This window comes from Streptomyces sp. NBC_01410 (genome assembly GCF_045040195.1).
Classification (GTDB): Bacteria; Actinomycetota; Actinomycetes; order Streptomycetales; family Streptomycetaceae; genus Streptomyces.
In genome coordinates this window covers 7,214,586-7,232,462 of the sequence record NZ_CP109530.1, presented here as the reverse complement: position 1 = coordinate 7,232,462, position 17,877 = coordinate 7,214,586, and the positions used below count along the sequence as shown (strand labels likewise).

Genomic DNA, 17,877 nt, shown 5'->3' with positions numbered 1-17,877 from the left:
GACACGCATATGCTGGAGGCGATAGCGATCATCTCTTCCGTACGACGACGAAGTCCGCGAGCGCGACGAGCTGCGCCCGGACCTGCTCCGGCATGTCGACACCGCTGAGGGCCTCGATCGCGATCGCGTGCTGCCTGCGGGCCTCGTCCGAGGTCCACTCGCGGCCGCCCGCCTCCTCGATCAGGGCCGCCCTGGTGGCGAATTCCTCCTCGGAGAAGCTGTCGAAGTCATTGCTCTTGGCATCGGCCGCGAGCAGCTCCCCGAGGCGCTGCGATGCCGGGCCGCCGGCCGCGAGAGCGGCGACGACCGGCAGGGACTTCTTGCGCTGACGCAGATCGCTCCAGGTCTGCTTGCCGGTGGCCTCCGGGTCGCCCCAGATGCCCAGCAGATCGTCGACGGCCTGGAAGGCGAGACCGAGGTGGTAGCCGTACGCCTCCAGCGTGTCGGCCATCTTGTCGTCGGCCCCGCCGAGCACCGCGCCGATGGAGCAGGCGCAGGCCAGCAGCGCGCCGGTCTTGTTGCCCTCCATCTCCAGGCACTCCTCGACGGTGACCCGCTCGCGGTGCTCGTAGGAGATGTCCTGGGCCTGGCCGTCGATCAGCTTGCGGGTGGCGGTGGTCAGCCGGCGGGTGGCGCGGCCCGCCTCGACGGTGCCGAGCTCCAGCAGCACCTCGCCCGCGAGCGCGAACAGCGCGTCGCCGACGAGGATCGCCTGGGCCGGTCCGTGCACCTTCCACACCGTGTCGCGGTGGCGGCGCTGCTCGTCGCCGTCCATCAGGTCGTCGTGCAGCAGCGAGAAGTTGTGCACCAGCTCCACGGCGACAGCTCCGGGGATGCCGACCTCGGGTGCGGCGCCGGCGGCCTCGGCGGACAGCAGCGCGAGCGCCGGGCGTACGGCCTTGCCGCCGTCGCCGTCGGCGGGCCGCCCCTGCGCGTCGATCCAGCCGAAGTGGTAGGAGGCGACGGTGTCCATCGGCGGCGCGAGCCGGTTGACGGCCGCACGCAGCACCGGGGTGGACATGGTCCGCCCGCGCTCCAGCAGCGCAATGATGTCCAGGCTCTCTCCTCCGGCTGCGGTGTCATCAGCCGGGTTCGCCGAGGGCACAGTCGGCACGGTCTCTCCTCTTGTTCCAGTACTGATGCTCACGCCGCCTCCTTGAGCGGATGTTCATGGTGACGGCCGAGAGCGGAGAGTGCGGCGCCGGCGGCGCTGAAGCCGCTGCGTACGGCACCCTCCATGGTCGCGGGCCAGCCGGTGGCGGTCCACGCGCCCGCAAGGTACAGGCCCGGCGCTCTGGTACGCGCACCGGGGCGCAGCCTGCCGACGCCCGGGCTCGGGGCGAAGGTCGCCGTACGCTCCCGGGTGACGAAGAAGTCGCGGACTTCGGCTCCGCGCGTGGCGGGCAACAGCCGCTCCAGCTCGGGCAGATACCGCTCGCGCAGTGCGGCGACGGGCGTGTCGATCTCGTCCTCGGCGGCCGACTGGGACAGGGCCAGATACTGGCCCTCGGCAAGCCCCGAGGCCTCCGTGCGGTCGAAGACCCACTGAACCGGCGTGCCGAGCGCGGCGAAGAACGGGCGGCGCAGGACCTTGCGGTCGTACAGCACATGGATGTTGAGGATCGGCGCGGTGCCGATGTCGAGCAGCCTGTCGGGGTCTTCCAGGGCTCCCTCGGGCAGCAGCGCATGGGCCTCGCGCTGCGGTACGGCGAGCACGACGGTGTCAGCCTCCAGCAGCTCGCCTTCCACCTCGACCTGCCAACGCCCCAGATCCGCACGGGAGATGCCGCGGACGCGGGTCGACAGCTCGGTGCGTACCCCCGCCGAGTCGAGGGCCTTGCGGGCCAGCGTGTCGTGCAGTTCCCCGAGCGGCACCCGGGCCCAGCCGATGTCGGCGGCGCCCGGCTCGGACAGGAGTCCGGTCTTGAAGACCATCGCGGCGAGCCCCATGGAGGCGTGGGGCGCGGTGGCGTTCAGGGTCGCCACGCCGACGAGGTCCCACAGGGCCTCGATGGCGCGCCCCGACTGGCCGTGGCGGCCCAGCCAGGTCGCGAAGTCGACGCCGTCCAGCGCCGGGTCGGCGGGGTCGAGCTTCTGCAGCGCGAGCGCGGCGCGCCCGACGGCGGCGCGCTCGGCGATCGAGAGGTGCGGATAGGTGGCCAGGCCGGCGGCGAGGTGCAGCGGCACGGGCAGCGCGGTGCGGCGCAGCCGGCCCAGGCGCGGTCCGCGCTTGTGCGCCACATCCAGCACCGGTACGTCCAAACGGTCCTGGAGCGGCGCGAGATGAGCGCCGTCGACCCGGTCGAGGAACCAGCTGTACGCGGTGCAGCAGCGCAGATACACATGCTGGCCGTTGTCGACGGTCAGCTCGCCGCGCCGGAAGGAGAAGGCGAGGCCGCCCAGCCGGGTGCGGCTTTCGGTCAGTGTGACGCTCATTCCCGCCTCGGCGAGTTGAAGCGCCGCGGTGATGCCGGCGAGCCCTCCGCCGACCACCACTGCGTGCCGGGACCGCATGTCGTCGTCCGTCACGCGACCTCCCCCCGGTCCCGGTCCTGGTCCGATGCAGTCAGGGACGCCGCGTCGCAGCGGACGGTTGCCCCCCGGTTGTGCGCCCGCATCAGACACGCCCCCTCAGGGTCTGCCGCGTGATGTGTCGGGCGTCGAGTCCGGACAGTCCGCGCACGGCGACGTACGCCTTCTCACGCCCCGGCAGCGAGACGCGGCCGCGCAGTACCGCCTCGGGGTCGCGTTCGATGCGGTCGAGCAGGCGGCGGTAGATCCCGGCCATCGCGGCGACACAGGCGCCGCTGCGCCGGTCGAGCATGGGCAGCAGGCGGTAGCCCTCGGCGAACAGGGTGCGGGCGCGCCGCACTTCGAAGTGCACCAGGCCCGCGAAGTCGGAGCCGGGCGGCGGGGTCGCGGTGTGGAAGCCCGCGGAGCAGCCGAACTTGGCGAGGTCGTCGGCGGGAAGATAGGTGCGCCCGTTGGCCGCGTCCTCGCGAACGTCCCTGAGGATGTTGGTGAGTTGAAGCGCGAGCCCCAGCGTGTCGGCGTACTCGGCGGCGCGCTCGACGCCGCGCGCGCCGGGCTGAGTGCCGAACACGCCGAGCGAGAGCCGCCCGATCGCGCCCGCGACACACCGGCAGTAGACCTTGAGGTCGTCCCAGGTCTCGTAGGTCTCGCCGCGTACGTCCATCAGCACGCCGTCGATGAGCTCGTCGAGGCCAGCGAGCGGGACCGGGAAGCGGCGTGCCGCGTCCGCGAGAGCGACCGCGACCGGGTCGGTGTCGTCCTCCTGGACCGTGCCCCGGCGGATCCGCTCCAGCACGTCCCGCGTGCTCTCCAGCCGGTTCCGCTTGGCCTCGGGGGCGAGCTCGCCGTCGCCGATGTCGTCGACGCGCCGCGAGAACGCGTACAGCGCCGACATGGCCTGCCGCTTGTCGGTGGGCAGCAGCCTGATGCCGTAGGCGAAGTTCCGCGCCTGCCGGCCGGTGACGGCCTCGCAGTAGCTGTACGCGGCCTGCACCGGCGCCGACGCCTCCGTCGATCCCTCCATCGTCCGGCTCACCCCTCTCTACGCGCTCTTCGCAAGACTGCTCCCACCTCACGCAGCAGATTGGCCTTGGTCGCCTTGGGCGGTCCGGCCAGGACGTCGTGTCCGGCGCCGGCGATCGCGGTGAGGGCGGCGCGCCCTCCGGCCACGAACCCGGCCAGCAGCAGCCGCAGCCTGCCGTGGACGCTGCCCACCAGAGGTGTGCCTTCATCCAGGAGTCGCCGGGCGCGGTCCGCTTCGTATGCGATCAGGGCGCGCACCGGCACGCCCGCGTTCGGTGCGGCGAGATCGTTCTCCGTGACATGGAACCGCTGCATGTCCTCGGCGGGCAGATAGATCCGGTCGCGTCCGAGGTCCTCGCCCACGTCCTGGAGGTGCTCGACGATCTGGAGCCCGGTGCAGATCGAGTCGGAGAGCCGGAGGCGCTCGGGGCTGGCGGTGCCGGTGATCTGAAGGACGAGCCGGCCGACGGGGTTGGCGGACAGCTCGCAGTACGCGACGAGCTCGTCGTACGTGTTGTAGCGCCCCACCAGCTGGTCCTGGCGGTTGGCCTCGATCAGCCCGAGGAAGGGCTCCGGGGTGAGCGAGCGGCGGCGTACGACCGGCCGCAGGGCGCTCAGCAGCGGGTGGTGCGGGTCGGCGTCGGCCCCGGCGAAAACGCGGCGCAGATCCGTCTCGAAGGCGTCCAGCATCACCAGCCGGTCATCCGCCTTCGCCGGGTCGACGCCGAGGTGGCGGGCGTCCGCGCCGCCGGGTGCGAGGTCGCCGTCGCCGATGTCGTCGACAAGGCGGGCGTAGCCGTACACCGCCATCAGGTCATCGCGCCAGGCGCGCGGCAGGAAGAAGGGGGCCACGGGAAAGTTCTCGTCCGCGGCCTTGTCGAGTGTGGCGCGCGCGGAAGCCTCAGCGCGCGCCTGCCGGGTGCCCGTCATTCGGAACTGCCCGGTGCGGGGACGGCGAAAGCCTCGCGGAGCTGGAGATTTTCCGTCATAGCCGTCACATCTCCCGTTCTACACTGCCGATCCAACCCATCCTATTTCGGACACGCCGCCGGTCCTCCCGACTCAGCGGAGACCGCCCGGCGGACAGGCGCGCCACAGGTCTGGTCCGGCCGTATCGCCCCGATTGCCGCGATTCAGCACCGGTACAGCTTACGTTGTACAACGCGCGGTGATACGTCCGGGTGTTGCGCGCATTACAAGAACACTCCAATCCTTGCCAACTTTCCCCGGCGGCTCGGGAATTGACCTTGGCCTGACGATCCTTGCCCACCTGTCGGCGCGCGCCACGGCCCGTGTCTCCTAAGGTTCTGTCCGGTCGATCAGGCCGGATCGACCGGACAGAACCAGGGACGCACAAAACCCCCGCCGGGATGCGCCGACGGGGGTCTTTTCGCGCGATCTTCGTGGTCCGGCTACTTGCCGGTCTCCTTCTCGTACGCCCGCAGGACCTCGTCGGTCGGGCCGTCCATCAGGAGCTCGCCGCGCTCCAGCCACAGGACACGGTCACAGGTGTCCCTGATCGTCTTGGCGCCATGGCTGACCAGGAAGACCGTGCCCGCCTCCTTGCGGAGCTCGCGAATGCGCGCCTCGGAGCGGATCTGGAACTTGCGGTCACCCGTCGCCAGGGCCTCGTCGATCATGAGGACGTCGTGGTTCTTGGCGGCGGCGATAGAGAAGCGGAGCCTGGCACCCATGCCGGAGGAGTAGGTGCGCATCGGCAGGGTGATGAAGTCGCCCTTCTCGTTGATGCCCGAGAACTCGACGATGCCCTCATAACGGTCGCGGATCTCCTCGCGCGACATGCCCATCGCCAGGCCGCCGAGAATGACGTTCCGCTCGCCGGTGAGATCGCCCATGAGCGCGGCGTTGACGCCGAGCAGGGAGGGCTGGCCGTCGGTGTAGACCCTGCCGCTCTCGGTAGGCAGCAGGCCGGCGATGGCACGCAGGAGAGTCGACTTGCCGGAGCCGTTGGTTCCGATCACGCCGATCGCCTCGCCGCGGTACGCGGTGAAGGAGACACCGCGTACGGCGTGGACTTTGCGGATACCGCGGGACTCGCCCTTGTCACGGCGGAGTATCCGGCTCAGGGCCGCGGTGGCGCTGCCCTTGCCGCCGCTGCCGCCGTGGACCCGGTACACGATGTGCACGTCGTCGGCGATGACAGTGGGGATGCGCTCCTGCGCGATGTCCTGCGCTGTGATGTCCTCAGCCACGGCCATACCGTTCCTCAGCCTTCCAGAAGTACACAAACCCGGCGACGCCGAAGAGAACGGCCCACAGGAGGCCTGCGAGCCAGACGTGCGAGGGCAGATTGGACGATCCGTATCCGTCGATCAGGGCGAAGCGGACCAAGTCCATGTAGATCGCCGCAGGGTTGTAGCCGAGCACATCGGCAATCCAGGCCGGCTTGTCCTTCAGCATGACCGGGATGGAGTACATGACGCCCGAGGCGTACATCCAGGTGCGCATGATGAACGGCATCAGCTGAGCCAGGTCGGGCGTCTTGCTGCCCAGCCGGGCCATCATCAGGGCGATACCGATGTTGAAGACGAACTGCATGGCAAGCGCTGGCAAGATCAGCAGCCAGCTGAGCGACGGGTAGCTGCCGAAGCCCATCGCGATGACGAAGAGCACAACCATCGAGAACATCAGCTGCTGCAGCTGCTGGAGCGCGAAGGAGATCGGCAGCGCCGCCCGGGGGAAGTGCAGTGCCCGTACCAGCCCGAGATTGCCCGAGATGGCGCGCACACCGGACATCACGGACGTCTGCGTGAAGGTGAAGACGAAGACGCCCGTCACCAGGAAGGGGATGAAGACATCGTTGGCGATCCCCTCCTTGGTTCCGAGGATGATCCCGAAGATCAAGTAGTACACGGCCGCGTTCAGCAGCGGCGTCACCACCTGCCAGAGCTGGCCGAGCTTGGCCTGGCTGTACTGGGCGGTCAGTTTCGCCGAGGCGAAGGCCACGATGAAGTGGCGCCGGCCCCAGAGCTGCCGGATGTATTCGACGAGCCCCGGTCGGGCACCGCTCACCGACAGGCCGTACTTGTCGGCGAGCTGCGCCGGTGTCAGGCCTTCGTCGGCGGATGGCGGGGCGCTCGTCACGATCGCACCGTCATGGGTTGTGTCACTCACAAGTTGAAACTTTCGTGTTCAAGATGCGCAGCCGGTCGGGCGCAGGCTCAGACGTCCAGGTCCCGGGAGTACGCCCGATGCTCTCAGGACCGAGCATGTCAGATGACAGGAGGGCGGCCCAGACGGGTCAGGCGCCACACCGTACGCCACCTGATGGGCCGACGGGGACCACAAGGAGTTTGCCAGCCTTCCTTGAATCCGCCGAACCAGGCCTTCAAAGCGGGCAGTGAGGGCCGCCGCAGCAGGGTGAGCAGCACCCACACACCGAGGTAGACGGGGACCAGGGGCGCGGGAAGGTTGCGGCGGGCCAGCCAGACCCGGTTGCGGGCCACCATGCGGTGGTAGACCGCGTGCCTGGACGGCGGCATCGTCGGATGGAAGAGCACCATGTCCGAGCGGTAGTCGATCGCCCAGCCCGCGTCCAGCGCCCGCCAGGCCAGGTCCGTCTCCTCATGGGCGTAGAAGAACTCGTCCGGCAGCGAGCCGACCTCGGCGAGGACCTCCGTACGCACGGCGTTGGCGCCGCCGAGAAACGTTGTCACCCGCGAGGAGCGCATCGGGTCGGAGGCGCGCAGTCGCGGGACGTGGCGGCGCTGGGTGAGCCCGGTCTCCGGGTCGGCGATACGGAAGCTGACGATGCCCAGCTCCGGATCGGCCTCGAAGGCCTGTCGCACCAGCTCGCCGGTGTCGCTGTTGGGCAGCAGACCGTCGTCGTCCAGGAAGAGCAGCGCGTCGACGTCGGAACCGGAGGGGCCGAAGGCCTCGATGCCGACATTACGGCCGCCCGGAATGCCCAGGTTGTCGGGCAGGTCCACGGTCCGTACGCCCTCGGGGACATCGATCACCGGGGCGCCGTTGCCGACCACGACCACCTCGATCGGGTCGCCGTCCTGCTTGGCGACCGAATCGAGCAGGGCGCGCAGATCGTCGGGGCGGTTGCCCATCGTGATGATGACCGCGCCGAGCTTCATCGGCCTCGGGGGTTCGGGGTTCGTCCCCCGGGAGAACACAGTCATTTGAGCCTGCTCGAAGCCAGGATGGACACCAGGTGCAGCAGCGTCTGGAGCAGCGCGATGCCGGCAAGCACGGCGACGCCGAGGCGCGTGAAGAACAGGCCGCCCTGGATCGCGTCGAGGACGGCGAGCACCAGGATCAGCAGGGACGCCTCGATGCCGAGGACGAGCCGGTGGAACTTCAGCGCGGCGGCGGCCCGGCGGGCCAGTGCCATGCCGGACGAGCGCGGCTCGGCCGCCGCCTCCTTGACCGGCGGCAGCCCGCCCTGATGGCGGGCGACCCCGACGAGGTCGGTCTCGGCCTTGATCAGGATCGCGCCGAGCGCGGCGAGGGTGCCGAGGAAGGCCCACAGCCAGTCGATCGGCCCGGGGCCCCACAGGTCGGCGGCGCGCAGGCCGAAGCCGACCAGGACCGCCGCGTCGCACAGGTAGGCACCGACGCGGTCCAGGTACACGCCGGAGAGCGAGAACTGCTTCTTCCAGCGGGCGACCTCGCCGTCCACGCAGTCGAGCAGCAGATAGAGCTGGACCGCCACGACGCCGAGGACGGCGCCCCAGATGCCCGGCACGAGCAGAGCCGGTGCCGCAAGGACGCCACAGATGGTCATCAGGTACGTCAGCTGGTTCGGCGTGACGTCGGTGGTGACCAGACGACGGGTGATGCGCAAGGAGATCTCGCGCATGTACAGGCGGCCGCCCCAGTGCTCGCCGCTTCGCCGGTCCTTCACTCCCGCCGGGTGAACGACCGGACGGAGTTCAGCTACTGATGGTCTTGGCATAGTCGGCGTACGCGTCCCTGATCTGATCGGTGGTGAGGTCAAGGTGCTCGAGGATGGTGAAGCGGCCCGGACGGGTCTGCGGCGCGTACTCCACGGCCTTGACGAACTCGTCCGTGGAGAACCCGATTTCCTCGGGCAGCACCGGCAGGCCGTGTCTGCGCAGCACCTCGGCGAAGAGTCCGGACTGCTCGCGCGCACCACGCAGGTGCATCGCGAAGGCGGCTCCGATGCCGACCTGCTCGCCGTGGCTGGCGGCCCGCTTGGGGTAGAGCAGATCGAAGGCGTGGCTGATCTCGTGGCAGGCGCCGGACGAGGGGCGGGTGTCCCCGCTGATCGACATCGCGATGCCGGAGAGTACGAGCGCCTCGGCGAGGACCGTGAGGAACTCGTCGTCGCCGACGCCTCCGGGGTGGCGCAGTACGGATTCGCCGGCGGTGCGGCCCATCGCGGCGGCGAGACCGTCGACCGCTTCGCCGGTCTCGCGGTGGGACAGCTCCCAGTCCGCGATCGCCGAGATGTTGGAGATCGCGTCCCCGATGCCGGAGCGCACGAACCGGACCGGCGCCTCGCGGATGACATCGAGGTCGATGACCATCGCGATCGGTGTCGGGACACCGTAGGAGCCGCGGCCGTTGTCGTTGTCCAGGGTGGACACCGGCGAGCAGAGGCCGTCGTGGGAGAGGTTCGTCGCGACGGAGACCATGGGCAGGCCGACTCGCGCGGCGGCGTACTTCGCCACGTCGATGACCTTGCCGCCGCCGAGGCCGACCACGGCGTCGTACCGCTTGCCCCTGATGTCGTCGGCAAGCTTGACGGCGGAGTCGATGGTACCGCCGGCGACCGCGAACCAATCGGCGCCGGGCAACACCGGCGAGAGCTTCTCGCGCAGGGACTGGCCGGAGCCTCCGCTGATCGCGATCGCAAGCTTGCCGGATGCGGAGATCCGCTGGTCGGCCAGGAGGCCGGCCAGATCGTCCAGGGCGCCGCGCGCGATGTCGACGACGACAGGCGACGGAATCAGTCGGGTCAGTACAGGCACGCGATCTCACGGCCCTTCGCGAGGTCGTCGTGGTTGTCGATCTCGACCCACTTGACGTCACCGATGGGGGCCACGTCCACGGTGAAGCCGCGGTTCACCAGCTCCTGGTAGCCGTCCTCGTAGTAGAGGTCGGGGTCGCGCTCGAAGGTGGTCTTCAGCGCGTCGGCGAGTTCGTCGGCGGCCTCGGGCTCGATGAGCGTGACGCCGATGTACTCGCCGGTGGCGGTGGCCGGGTCCATCAGCTTGGTGATGCGCCGCACACCCTTGTCGCCCTCGGTGATGACCTTCATCTCCTCGTCGGCGAGGTGCTTCACCGTGTCGAGGGCGAGGATGATCTTCTGTCCGTTGCCGCGGGCATCGAGCAGGGTGCGCTCGACGGAGACGGGGTGGACGGTGTCGCCGTTGGCGAGGATCACGCCCTGCTTGAGGACGTCACGCGCGCACCACAGGGAGTAGGCGTTGTTCCACTCCTCGGCCTTGTCGTTGTCGACGAGGATGAGCTTCAGGCCGTACTTCGCCTCCAGCGCCGCCTTGCGCTCGTAGACGGCTTCCTTGCGGTAGCCGACCACGATGGCCGCCTCGGTGAGGCCGATCTCGGCGAAGTTCCCCAGGGTGAGGTCGAGGACGGTGGTGTCGCCGTCGACGGGCACGAGGGCCTTCGGAAGCGTGTCGGTGTAGGGGCGAAGACGCCTTCCGGCACCGGCTGCCAGTACGAGGCCGATCATGCGGGTTCTCCTTCGTCATGTACGGCGGGTGCTCCGGAGGACACCCAGAAGCGGATGCTCTCCGCGAGCACCACGAGTGCGACAGCCACAGCGAGGACCGTCAGCGCGATCGTGAAGTGTGCGTTGGTGACCAGGGCGGCCAGCACCGCGACTGCCAGGGTCCGCCCCTCGTGCCCGCCGATGACCCGCACCAGCCAGTTCGGGGGCGCGCCCGTACCGCCGCGGATGCGGTACACCGTGTCGTAGTGATGGTAGGCGACAGCCGCCACCAGGCCGAAGGCCGCGGGCAAGGCTCCGTTCACCTCGGCGCGGGCGGCGAGCGCCAGGACGGTGCAGTACTCGGCGGCCCGGAACACCGGCGGGACGAGCCAGTCGAGGGCGCCCTTGAGGGGGCGGGCGACGGCGATGCCCGAGGTGATGACATACGCCACAGCGGCGACGGCAGGCCAGGGGGAGCCGTAGTCGGTGAGCGCGGCGGTCGCCACCACGGGGGCACCGCCCGCCAGGGCGATCACGAACGGAGCGAACGCGGGGAGGCTCGGCGCGCGCTTGGCGAAGCCGCCCGCGACCGCTTCGGCGAGCGGGCCGGAGTCGGTCAGGTCGGCGAGCGCCTGAGCTGCGCGGTCGGTCCTCCCCCAGAGCTTCGCCTGGGAGGTACCCCCAGCCTTACGGGTCAGCGAGCGCAGGACGCGGCCGGCGGTGGTGTAGGAGGCGGCGAAGGCGCAGCCGATGAGCAGTGCGTAGAAGACGATCCGGGGCGTGGTCACGGCGGTCAGCACGGCGATCATCGCCCAGCGCTCGCCGATGGGCAGGACGATCATCCTGCGCACCCAGACGGTCCAGCCGACGCTGTCGAGCTTGTCGGAGAGCGCGGCGGTGGGGCTCGTGTTCGACACGGCGTCGTGGTTCGCCTCGTTGAAGGAGAAGTCCACGACATGGCGGCAGGTCTGCAGCACCATCGCGCCGAGCGCCAGCGCCCATACGTCGTCACCACCCCGAGCCGCGCCGAGGGCGAGGCCCGCGTAGTACGCGTACTCCTTGGCGCGGTCGAAGGTCGCGTCCAGCCAGGCACCCAGCGTGGAGTACTGAAGCGAGTACCGGGCGAGCTGCCCGTCGGTGCAGTCCAGGACGAAGGAGAAGAGCAGCAGCACTCCGGCCGCGATGTAGCCGCCGCGGGTTCCGGTGGCCGCCGCACCGGCCGCGATCAGCGCGGTCAGCAGCGAGGCGGTGGTGACCTGGTTGGGGGTCAGTCCCCGGCGTGCGCACCAGCGGGCGATATAGCGGGAGTACGGGCTGATGCAGAAGGTGGTGAAGAAGCCGTCGCGGGCCTTCACGGCCGAGCGCAGCCGTACGTCCTCGTCATCGACGGCGGTGACGGCCTGCCGTGCCTCGTTACGGCCCTGGGGGTCATCGGGCACGGTCGCGACGAGCGATCCCAGCTCGGGCCGGTGCACGGCCGTGCCTTCGGCATCCAGCGCGTCGGCGAGCACGTCGGGCAGCACCACGGCCCGCACCGCCGACAGGGTGTCGCTGTCGTCGGCCGCGCCGGAGGGTGTGCCGGTGCCCGCGGCCGACAGGGCCCTGGTCAGCGCGGTGCGCGCCTCGGGCTGCGCGGTCAGCGCGCCGGGCACCGCGGCCGCCGGGAAGCGGGGGTCCGTCAGCGCCAGCCGCAGCGAGTGGACGTGCCCGACGAAGCGGGGGTCGACGACGGCGACGCGGTCGGCGCCCGGGACGGCGGCGATCAGCGCCGCGGTGTCCTCGGCGCCGGAGGCGATCCGTACGTCAAAACCCAGCGACCGCAGATCGCCCTCGAGCGACGATCCGGGTACCGGCGTACCGGTGACGATGGCGGTCGACAGACGAACTCACTCCTTGGAGCTGGGGGTGCGGGTGCGCGGCGGCTCGGCCCGTATACGGGCGGCGGCTCGTCGGCAGAGGCTATCGGATGCGCGGAAGCGGGAGTTCACTGGCCGTTAACGGCCCGCTCGCCATGGACATGGCTTGCTGGGTCCCGCCGAGATCATCATCGTCGATCGGAGGCCCGCTCAACAAACCGCGGGCCCGGCACGATCCGCAGGACACCCCCTAAGGTTGCGGTCATGACTTGGCTGATCACAGGTGGAGCGGGGTACATAGGAGCGCACGTCGCGCGGGCCATGACGGCGGCGGGTGAGCGGGTCGTCGTCCTCGACGACGTCTCGTCCGGCGTCGCCGAGCGGCTGCCGCAGGAGATTCCGCTGGTGCGGGGGGCGGTCCTGGACCGCGAACTGCTCGACCGCACGCTCGCCGAGCACGCCGTCACCGGCGTCGTGCATCTCGCGGCGAAGAAGCAGGTCGGACAGTCCGTCGAGCAGCCGCTGCTCTACTACCGGGAGAATGTGCATGGCCTGACCGTGCTGCTCGACGCGGTCGTCGAGGCCGGTGTGAAGCGGTTCCTGTTCTCGTCGTCGGCCGCCGTGTACGGGGTGCCCGAGGTGGAGCTGATCCCCGAGTCCTCTCCCTGCGAGCCCATCAATCCGTACGGCGAGACGAAGCTCGCGGGCGAGTGGCTGGTCCGGGCGACCGGCAAGGCGCACTCGATCTCCACGGCCTGTCTGCGCTACTTCAATGTGGCCGGATCGGCACGGCCCGAGCTGGCGGACACCGGGGTGTTCAACATCATCCCGATGTTCTTCGACCGGATCACGCGCGGCGAGGCACCGCGGATCTTCGGCGCCGACTATCCGACGCCGGACGGCACCTGCATCCGGGACTACATCCATGTCGCGGATCTGGCCGACGCCCACCTCGCAGTGGCCCGCAGGCTCGCGGAGCAGAACGGCGCGGGGGATCTCACGGTCAACATCGGCCGCGGCACCGGGGTCTCGGTGCGTGAGCTCTTCGATCTGGTGTCCGAGGTCACGGGTGACGAAGCGGAGCCGGTGATCGAGCCGCGCCGCCCCGGCGACGCCGCCAGGGCCGTCGCCTCGGTCGATCTGATCACCAAGGAGCTCGGCTGGACGGCCTCGCGCGGGGTTCGCGAGATGGTCGAGTCGGCCTGGGACGGCTGGTGCGCCCGGCACCCCGAGGCACGGGCCAACTGATCTTGAGAGTGCCTGACCTGCGGGTCGTCCAGTAAGTCGTTTCCGCAGGTCAGGCGATATGACAACGGTGTTCAGTGCCGTGTTGCCCGATACCCCCCACCCGTAGTTCACTGAGGTCTCGGCAGTCACGTCCGAGGACCAGGAGGCGTCTTTCATGGGGGCTGGGCACGACCACGGGCATTCGCACGGCGGACCGCCGCCGACCGGCACCGCGGCATCGGCCTACAAGGGACGTCTGCGCATCGCCCTGTCGATCACGCTGGGCGTGATGGTCCTGGAGATCGTCGGCGGCATCCTGTCCGACTCGCTCGCGCTGATCGCCGATGCCGCGCACATGGCCACGGACGGAGTCGGGCTCGCCATGGCTCTGCTGGCGATCCACTTCGCCAACCGGCCCGCGGAAGGGAACCGCACCTTCGGCTTCGCGCGGGCCGAGATCCTGGCCGCGCTCGCCAACTGCCTGCTGCTGCTCGGCGTGGGCGGCTATCTGGTCGTCGAGGCGGTGCAGCGCTTCATCACCCCGGCCGACACCAGGGGCGGACTGACGATCGCGTTCGCCGTGGTCGGTCTGGTCGCCAACATGGTCTCGCTCGCCCTGCTCGTACGGGGCCGGCAGGAGAGCCTGAACGTCCGCGGGGCGTACCTGGAAGTCCTCGCGGACGCGCTCGGGTCCTTCACCGTCCTGGTCTCGGCGGGCATCATCCTCGCCACCGGCTGGCAGCAGGCCGACCCCATCGCGTCCCTGGTCATCGGCCTGATGATCGTGCCGCGCACCTTGAAGCTGCTGCGCGAGACGCTCAACGTACTGCTGGAGGCGGCCCCCAAGGGCGTGGACATGGGTGAGGTGCGCGCGCACATACTCGCCCTGCCCGGGGTCGAGGACGTACACGATCTTCATGCCTGGACGATCACTTCGGGGATGCCGGTGCTCTCGGCGCACGTGGTGGCGCACCAGGACGTCCTGGACGCGGTCGGGCACGAGAAGATGCTGCACGATCTGCAGGGGTGCATCGGGGACCACTTCGATGTGGAGCACTGCACCTTCCAGCTGGAGCCGGTCGGCCATGCCGAGCACGAGGCCCGGCTCTGTCACTGAGGGGTTAGCGCGGCCGGTTCTGATCCATCCGGTCTACTGCCCGGGGTTCGGCTTCGAGCGGGCTCCGCACCGTGGGACAAGGCCGGTTTCCGAGGTGCCCGACGAGGCCATGATGGCCCTTGTGTTCAACGACTCCGGGGGCCGTGCCGCGGGGCACGGCCGAGTGCCCCGGAGCCTTCGGCATGTGACGAACGACGTCGCCGCGCGCCACGTCCCGGCGCGGTGGAGACGGACATGCCCGGACTGCCGAAGTGCGGACAAGCCGCTTTTGTACGGCAGACTGGGCAGGCCACCCAGGGCCGCCGAGGACCGATGCGAAGGATGGTTATGCCGACCTCACCAGCCACCGCGACGAACAGTTCGTCGAAGGGAACCACCCAAGCGATCCTGCTCGAACTGGTCGACGAGCACGGCAACACCATCGGCACCGCGGAGAAGCTCGCCGCGCATCAGGCGCCCGGGCTGCTGCACCGGGCGTTCTCCGTCTTCCTCTTCGACGAGCACGGGCGGCTGCTGCTCCAGCGCCGCGCGCTGGGCAAGTACCACTCCCCCGGGGTCTGGTCGAACACCTGCTGCGGTCACCCGTACCCGGGCGAGGCCCCGTTCGCGGCGGCCGCCCGGCGTACGCACGAGGAACTGCGGATCTCGCCCTCGCTGCTCGCCGAGGCGGGCACGGTCCGCTACAACCACCCCGACCCCGACTCGGGTCTGGTGGAGCAGGAGTACAACCACCTCTTCGTGGGACTTGTGCAGACTCCGCCGCGGCCGGACCCGGACGAGGTCGGCGAGACGGCCTTCGTGACGCCGAAGGAGCTTCAGGCGCGGCATGCCGAGAGTCCGTTCTCGGCATGGTTCATGACCGTGCTCGACGCGGCACGCCCGGCGATCCAGGAGCTGACCGGTCCGTCCGGCGGCTGGTGACCGGACTGGCACGGCGACTTACGGGACGGGCCGGGCGACCCACCGGCCCGGGCAGGATGGCTAAAAGACCGCGGAGCCACCCGGTCTGAGCGGCAGCGCGGCCCAGATGATCTTCCCGCCGCTCGCGGTGTGCTCGACGTCGCAGGATCCCCCGGCTTCCAGGGTGATCTCGCGCACGAGAAGCAGACCGCGGCCGCCGGTCTGTCCGTAGTCCGTCTCCAGCGCCTTGGGCCGGTAGGGATGGTTGTCCTCCACCGACACCCGGATCCACTCCGTTCCGATGGCGACCTCGACGGCGACCTCGGGCGAGAGAAGGGCGGCGTGCCGTACGGCATTGGTGACCAGCTCGGAGACGATCAGCAGCAGTCCCTGGACGAGGTCGTCCTGGGCGGGGACGCCTTGACGGTTCAGCAGGTCCCGTACGGCGTGCCGGGCCTGCGGTACGGACACGTCGACCGCTGGAGCGGTGAATCGCCAGACGCCCTCGTACGACAGGGGCCGGGCCGGGACGCTCCCGCGGCTCTCCATAGTCCGGCACCCACCCTCGGCTCGACTGCCACTGACCATCGAGTAATAAGTGTTGGTGTCCGTTGGTCCGGACCCGGCGGCTGAACACAAGTCAGCGTCTATCGACGCCTTTTGACCGAGTGCGCATGACGCGGTCAGCCGTGTGACCGTTCCTGATCTTCTTCTGGCTGATTGGTGGGCTCGGGGGCGGCGGATAGCATCCGGCGCATGGAGCCGCAGCTGGACCTCACCGTCGCGGACGGGGTCGCCACCGTCGTCATCAGCAATCCCGCCAAGCGCAATGCCATGACCGCGGGGATGTGGCGCGCGCTGCCCGGGCTGCTCGCGGAGCTGGCCACGGACGCTTCGGTACGAGCGCTCGTACTGACCGGCGAGGGCCCGACCTTCTGCGCCGGCGCCGACATCTCCTCACTGCGGGAGCCCGGCGAGGCACCCCAGACCCTCGCCGTACAGGCCGAGGAGGCGCTGGCCACGTTCCCCAAGCCGACGCTCGCCGCGGTGCGCGGCTACTGCGTGGGTGGCGGCTGCCAGCTCGCCGCGGCCTGCGATCTGCGGTTCGCGGAGGACGACGCGCTGTTCGGGGTGACCCCCGCGAAGCTCGGGATCGTCTATCCGGCCTCGACCACCCGGCGGCTGGTCTCGCTGGTGGGCCCGGCGTCGGCCAAGTACCTGCTCTTCTCGGGCGAGTTGATCGATACGGAGCGGGCACTGCGCACCGGACTGGTGGACGAGGTGCTGCCGAAGGGCGAACTGGGCAAGCGGGTCGCGGAGTTCACGCGGATCATCGCGTCACGCTCGCAGCTGACCCAGGCGGCGGCAAAGGAGTTCGCGGCCGGCCGCACCGACCGGGACGCCCACTGGGAGCAGCAGGCGCACACCGGCGGCGACACCGCCGAGGGAGTCGCCGCCTTCCTGGAGCGCCGGGCGCCCCGTTTCACCTGGTCTGTGTGACCTTCTTTGCCCGCGCCCGCAGCGTTACGTTTGCGCCGTGCCCCACTCGGGGTTTCACGACGTACCGACCAGTCGGTAACATCTCTCGTATGAGCACTCTGCCCGCGCGCTCCGGCCGCCACTGTCACCACGCCCTCAATCCGACGCACTCGACGCTCTACTTCTCGCCGGACTTCGCGGCCGAGTACGCGCGGCTCGGCATCGAGGACGAGCGCGCTGCCTACTTCGCCGCGCGCGCGGCCGCGATGGGGGCCGTCGGCCCGGGCGCGGTCGCGGCCACCTTCTACAACTTCAATCACGAGCTGATCGCCCAGCATCTGCCCGCCGTGTGGGACACCGCCTCGCCCGAGGCGGTGCTCGACGCCCGGCTGCGCATCGTCGACCGCACGCTGCGGCGGCTGCTCGGCGACGAGGTGATCGCCTCCAAGGAGCTGGCGGAGGCCGCCGAGCTGGCGCTGCGCGCCACCGAGGCCTGCACCCGGCACGCCCGGCCGCTGTATGCCGCGCACGCCGATCTGCCCGTGCCCGCCGAGCCCCATCTCGCGTACTGGCACGCCGCGACCCTGCTGCGCGAGCACCGTGGCGACGGCCATCTCGCCGCTCTGCTCTCGGCCGGGCTCGACCCTCTCGAAGCGATGGTGAGCCACACGGCGACCGGAAAGGGCGCTGCGCCGCGCTGGATCCTGGCCACGCGCGGCTGGCGGCGCACCGACTGGGAGGCCGCCCAGGACCGGCTGCGCGAGCGCGGACTGCTCGACGCCGAGGGCGAGTTGACCGAGGCGGGCGCAGAGCTGCGGGCCGGGCTCGAAGACCATACGGACCGCATCGACCAGGCTCCGTACGCACATCTGGGCGCCGAGGGCGTCGAGCGGCTGACCGAGCTGGCGCGCGGCTTCCTGAGCCTCGCGGTGGGCGCCGGTGCCTTCCCCGCGGACCTCCGCAGCAAGGACTGACACCTGCGGGCGCGGCACGATGGCCGGATCGGGTCCGAGGCGGCGCGCGACACGGGCCCCGGCCACCCGGCACAATGCACTCTCAAGCACAGCCAGCAC

General features: G+C 70.2%; 17 protein-coding genes. 5 read left to right on the top strand and 12 right to left on the bottom strand.

Annotated elements, in window-relative coordinates; genetic code table 11:
• Positions 1–28: 28 nt before the first annotated feature.
• The 11 genes from OG741_RS33105 to OG741_RS33055 all read right to left on the bottom strand — a co-directional run bounded on the left by OG741_RS33105 (position 29) and on the right by OG741_RS33055 (position 12,105).
• The gene (locus tag OG741_RS33105; protein ID WP_405605898.1) at positions 29–1,105 is read right to left on the bottom strand and encodes a polyprenyl synthetase family protein; all 1,077 of its coding nucleotides are present in this window, start codon (positions 1,103–1,105) and stop codon (positions 29–31) included.
• A gap of 38 nt (positions 1,106–1,143) precedes the next feature.
• Positions 1,144–2,514 carry a hydroxysqualene dehydroxylase HpnE gene (hpnE, locus tag OG741_RS33100; protein WP_405605896.1) on the bottom strand — a complete coding sequence of 457 codons (1,371 nt, stop codon included), beginning with the start codon at positions 2,512–2,514 and terminating at the stop codon, positions 1,144–1,146.
• A gap of 103 nt (positions 2,515–2,617) precedes the next feature.
• Positions 2,618–3,556 (bottom strand): presqualene diphosphate synthase HpnD, encoded by a 939-nt coding sequence (hpnD, locus tag OG741_RS33095; RefSeq protein ID WP_405603811.1) that lies wholly within the window; start codon positions 3,554–3,556, stop codon positions 2,618–2,620.
• An 8-nt stretch (positions 3,557–3,564) separates the two neighbouring features.
• A complete protein-coding gene (hpnC, locus tag OG741_RS33090) occupies positions 3,565–4,485 on the bottom strand; it encodes a squalene synthase HpnC (RefSeq protein ID WP_405603809.1) in 921 nt (306 codons plus the stop codon).
• 482 nt (positions 4,486–4,967) lie between these two features.
• On the bottom strand, positions 4,968–5,774 hold the full coding sequence (locus OG741_RS33085; protein ID WP_405603807.1) for an ABC transporter ATP-binding protein: 807 nt from the start codon (positions 5,772–5,774) through the stop codon (positions 4,968–4,970).
• The gene (locus OG741_RS33080) at positions 5,761–6,690 is read right to left on the bottom strand and encodes an ABC transporter permease (protein WP_405603806.1); all 930 of its coding nucleotides are present in this window, start codon (positions 6,688–6,690) and stop codon (positions 5,761–5,763) included. Before OG741_RS33080 ends, OG741_RS33085 begins: the two co-directional genes overlap by 14 nt.
• Positions 6,691–6,788: 98 nt before the next feature.
• A complete protein-coding gene (locus OG741_RS33075) occupies positions 6,789–7,661 on the bottom strand; it encodes a glycosyltransferase family 2 protein (protein ID WP_405605894.1) in 873 nt (290 codons plus the stop codon).
• Between the two features lie 41 nt (positions 7,662–7,702).
• On the bottom strand, positions 7,703–8,482 hold the full coding sequence (locus OG741_RS33070) for a CDP-alcohol phosphatidyltransferase family protein (protein WP_405603805.1): 780 nt from the start codon (positions 8,480–8,482) through the stop codon (positions 7,703–7,705).
• A complete protein-coding gene (locus tag OG741_RS33065; RefSeq protein ID WP_405603803.1) occupies positions 8,460–9,521 on the bottom strand; it encodes an iron-containing alcohol dehydrogenase family protein in 1,062 nt (353 codons plus the stop codon). Before OG741_RS33065 ends, OG741_RS33070 begins: the two co-directional genes overlap by 23 nt.
• Positions 9,509–10,246, bottom strand: a complete 738-nt coding sequence (locus tag OG741_RS33060; RefSeq protein WP_266483553.1) for a phosphocholine cytidylyltransferase family protein — start codon at positions 10,244–10,246, stop codon at positions 9,509–9,511. The genes OG741_RS33065 and OG741_RS33060 overlap by 13 nt, the downstream gene beginning before the upstream one ends.
• Positions 10,243–12,105, bottom strand: coding sequence for a DUF5941 domain-containing protein (locus OG741_RS33055; protein WP_405605892.1), 1,863 nt, complete (start codon positions 12,103–12,105; stop codon positions 10,243–10,245). The genes OG741_RS33060 and OG741_RS33055 overlap by 4 nt, the downstream gene beginning before the upstream one ends.
• Positions 12,106–12,345: 240 nt before the next feature.
• On the opposite strand from OG741_RS33055, the gene galE reads away from it, so the two are divergent.
• From galE to idi, 3 genes are all read left to right on the top strand, one after another.
• A complete protein-coding gene (gene galE / locus OG741_RS33050; RefSeq protein WP_405603801.1) occupies positions 12,346–13,329 on the top strand; it encodes a UDP-glucose 4-epimerase GalE in 984 nt (327 codons plus the stop codon).
• A gap of 154 nt (positions 13,330–13,483) precedes the next feature.
• Entirely contained in the window at positions 13,484–14,425 is a 942-nt protein-coding gene (locus OG741_RS33045; RefSeq protein WP_405603800.1) for a cation diffusion facilitator family transporter, read from the top strand.
• A 327-nt stretch (positions 14,426–14,752) separates the two neighbouring features.
• Positions 14,753–15,346 carry an isopentenyl-diphosphate Delta-isomerase gene (gene idi / locus OG741_RS33040; protein ID WP_405603799.1) on the top strand — a complete coding sequence of 198 codons (594 nt, stop codon included), beginning with the start codon at positions 14,753–14,755 and terminating at the stop codon, positions 15,344–15,346.
• Positions 15,347–15,406: 60 nt separating this feature from the next.
• On the opposite strand, the gene OG741_RS33035 is transcribed toward idi, so the two are convergent.
• A complete protein-coding gene (locus tag OG741_RS33035; RefSeq protein ID WP_405603797.1) occupies positions 15,407–15,874 on the bottom strand; it encodes an ATP-binding protein in 468 nt (155 codons plus the stop codon).
• A gap of 207 nt (positions 15,875–16,081) precedes the next feature.
• Here OG741_RS33035 and OG741_RS33030 point away from each other — a divergent pair, with 207 nt between their 5' ends.
• On the top strand, positions 16,082–16,825 hold the full coding sequence (locus OG741_RS33030; protein WP_405603796.1) for an enoyl-CoA hydratase/isomerase family protein: 744 nt from the start codon (positions 16,082–16,084) through the stop codon (positions 16,823–16,825).
• Between the two features lie 89 nt (positions 16,826–16,914).
• Positions 16,915–17,778: an SCO6745 family protein gene (locus OG741_RS33025; RefSeq protein ID WP_405603795.1), complete on the top strand. Its 864-nt coding sequence runs from the start codon at positions 16,915–16,917 to the stop codon at positions 17,776–17,778.
• Positions 17,779–17,877 lie beyond the last annotated feature (99 nt).

Bases quoted from the DNA above. Each gene is read 5' to 3' on its own strand.
- hpnE (WP_405605896.1), bottom strand. From the start codon at position 2,514: ATGCGGTCCCGGCACGCAGTGGTGGTCGGCGGAGGGCTCGCCGGCATC.
- hpnD (WP_405603811.1), bottom strand. From the start codon at position 3,556: ATGGAGGGATCGACGGAGGCGTCGGCGCCGGTGCAGGCCGCGTACAGC.
- hpnC (WP_405603809.1), bottom strand. From the start codon at position 4,485: ATGACGGGCACCCGGCAGGCGCGCGCTGAGGCTTCCGCGCGCGCCACA.
- OG741_RS33085 (WP_405603807.1), bottom strand. From the start codon at position 5,774: ATGGCCGTGGCTGAGGACATCACAGCGCAGGACATCGCGCAGGAGCGC.
- OG741_RS33075 (WP_405605894.1), bottom strand. From the start codon at position 7,661: ATGAAGCTCGGCGCGGTCATCATCACGATGGGCAACCGCCCCGACGAT.
- OG741_RS33070 (WP_405603805.1), bottom strand. From the start codon at position 8,482: ATGCCAAGACCATCAGTAGCTGAACTCCGTCCGGTCGTTCACCCGGCG.
- OG741_RS33060 (WP_266483553.1), bottom strand. From the start codon at position 10,246: ATGATCGGCCTCGTACTGGCAGCCGGTGCCGGAAGGCGTCTTCGCCCC.
- galE (WP_405603801.1), top strand. From the start codon at position 12,346: ATGACTTGGCTGATCACAGGTGGAGCGGGGTACATAGGAGCGCACGTC.
- OG741_RS33045 (WP_405603800.1), top strand. From the start codon at position 13,484: ATGGGGGCTGGGCACGACCACGGGCATTCGCACGGCGGACCGCCGCCG.
- idi (WP_405603799.1), top strand. From the start codon at position 14,753: ATGCCGACCTCACCAGCCACCGCGACGAACAGTTCGTCGAAGGGAACC.
- OG741_RS33035 (WP_405603797.1), bottom strand. From the start codon at position 15,874: ATGGAGAGCCGCGGGAGCGTCCCGGCCCGGCCCCTGTCGTACGAGGGC.
- OG741_RS33030 (WP_405603796.1), top strand. From the start codon at position 16,082: ATGGAGCCGCAGCTGGACCTCACCGTCGCGGACGGGGTCGCCACCGTC.
- OG741_RS33025 (WP_405603795.1), top strand. From the start codon at position 16,915: ATGAGCACTCTGCCCGCGCGCTCCGGCCGCCACTGTCACCACGCCCTC.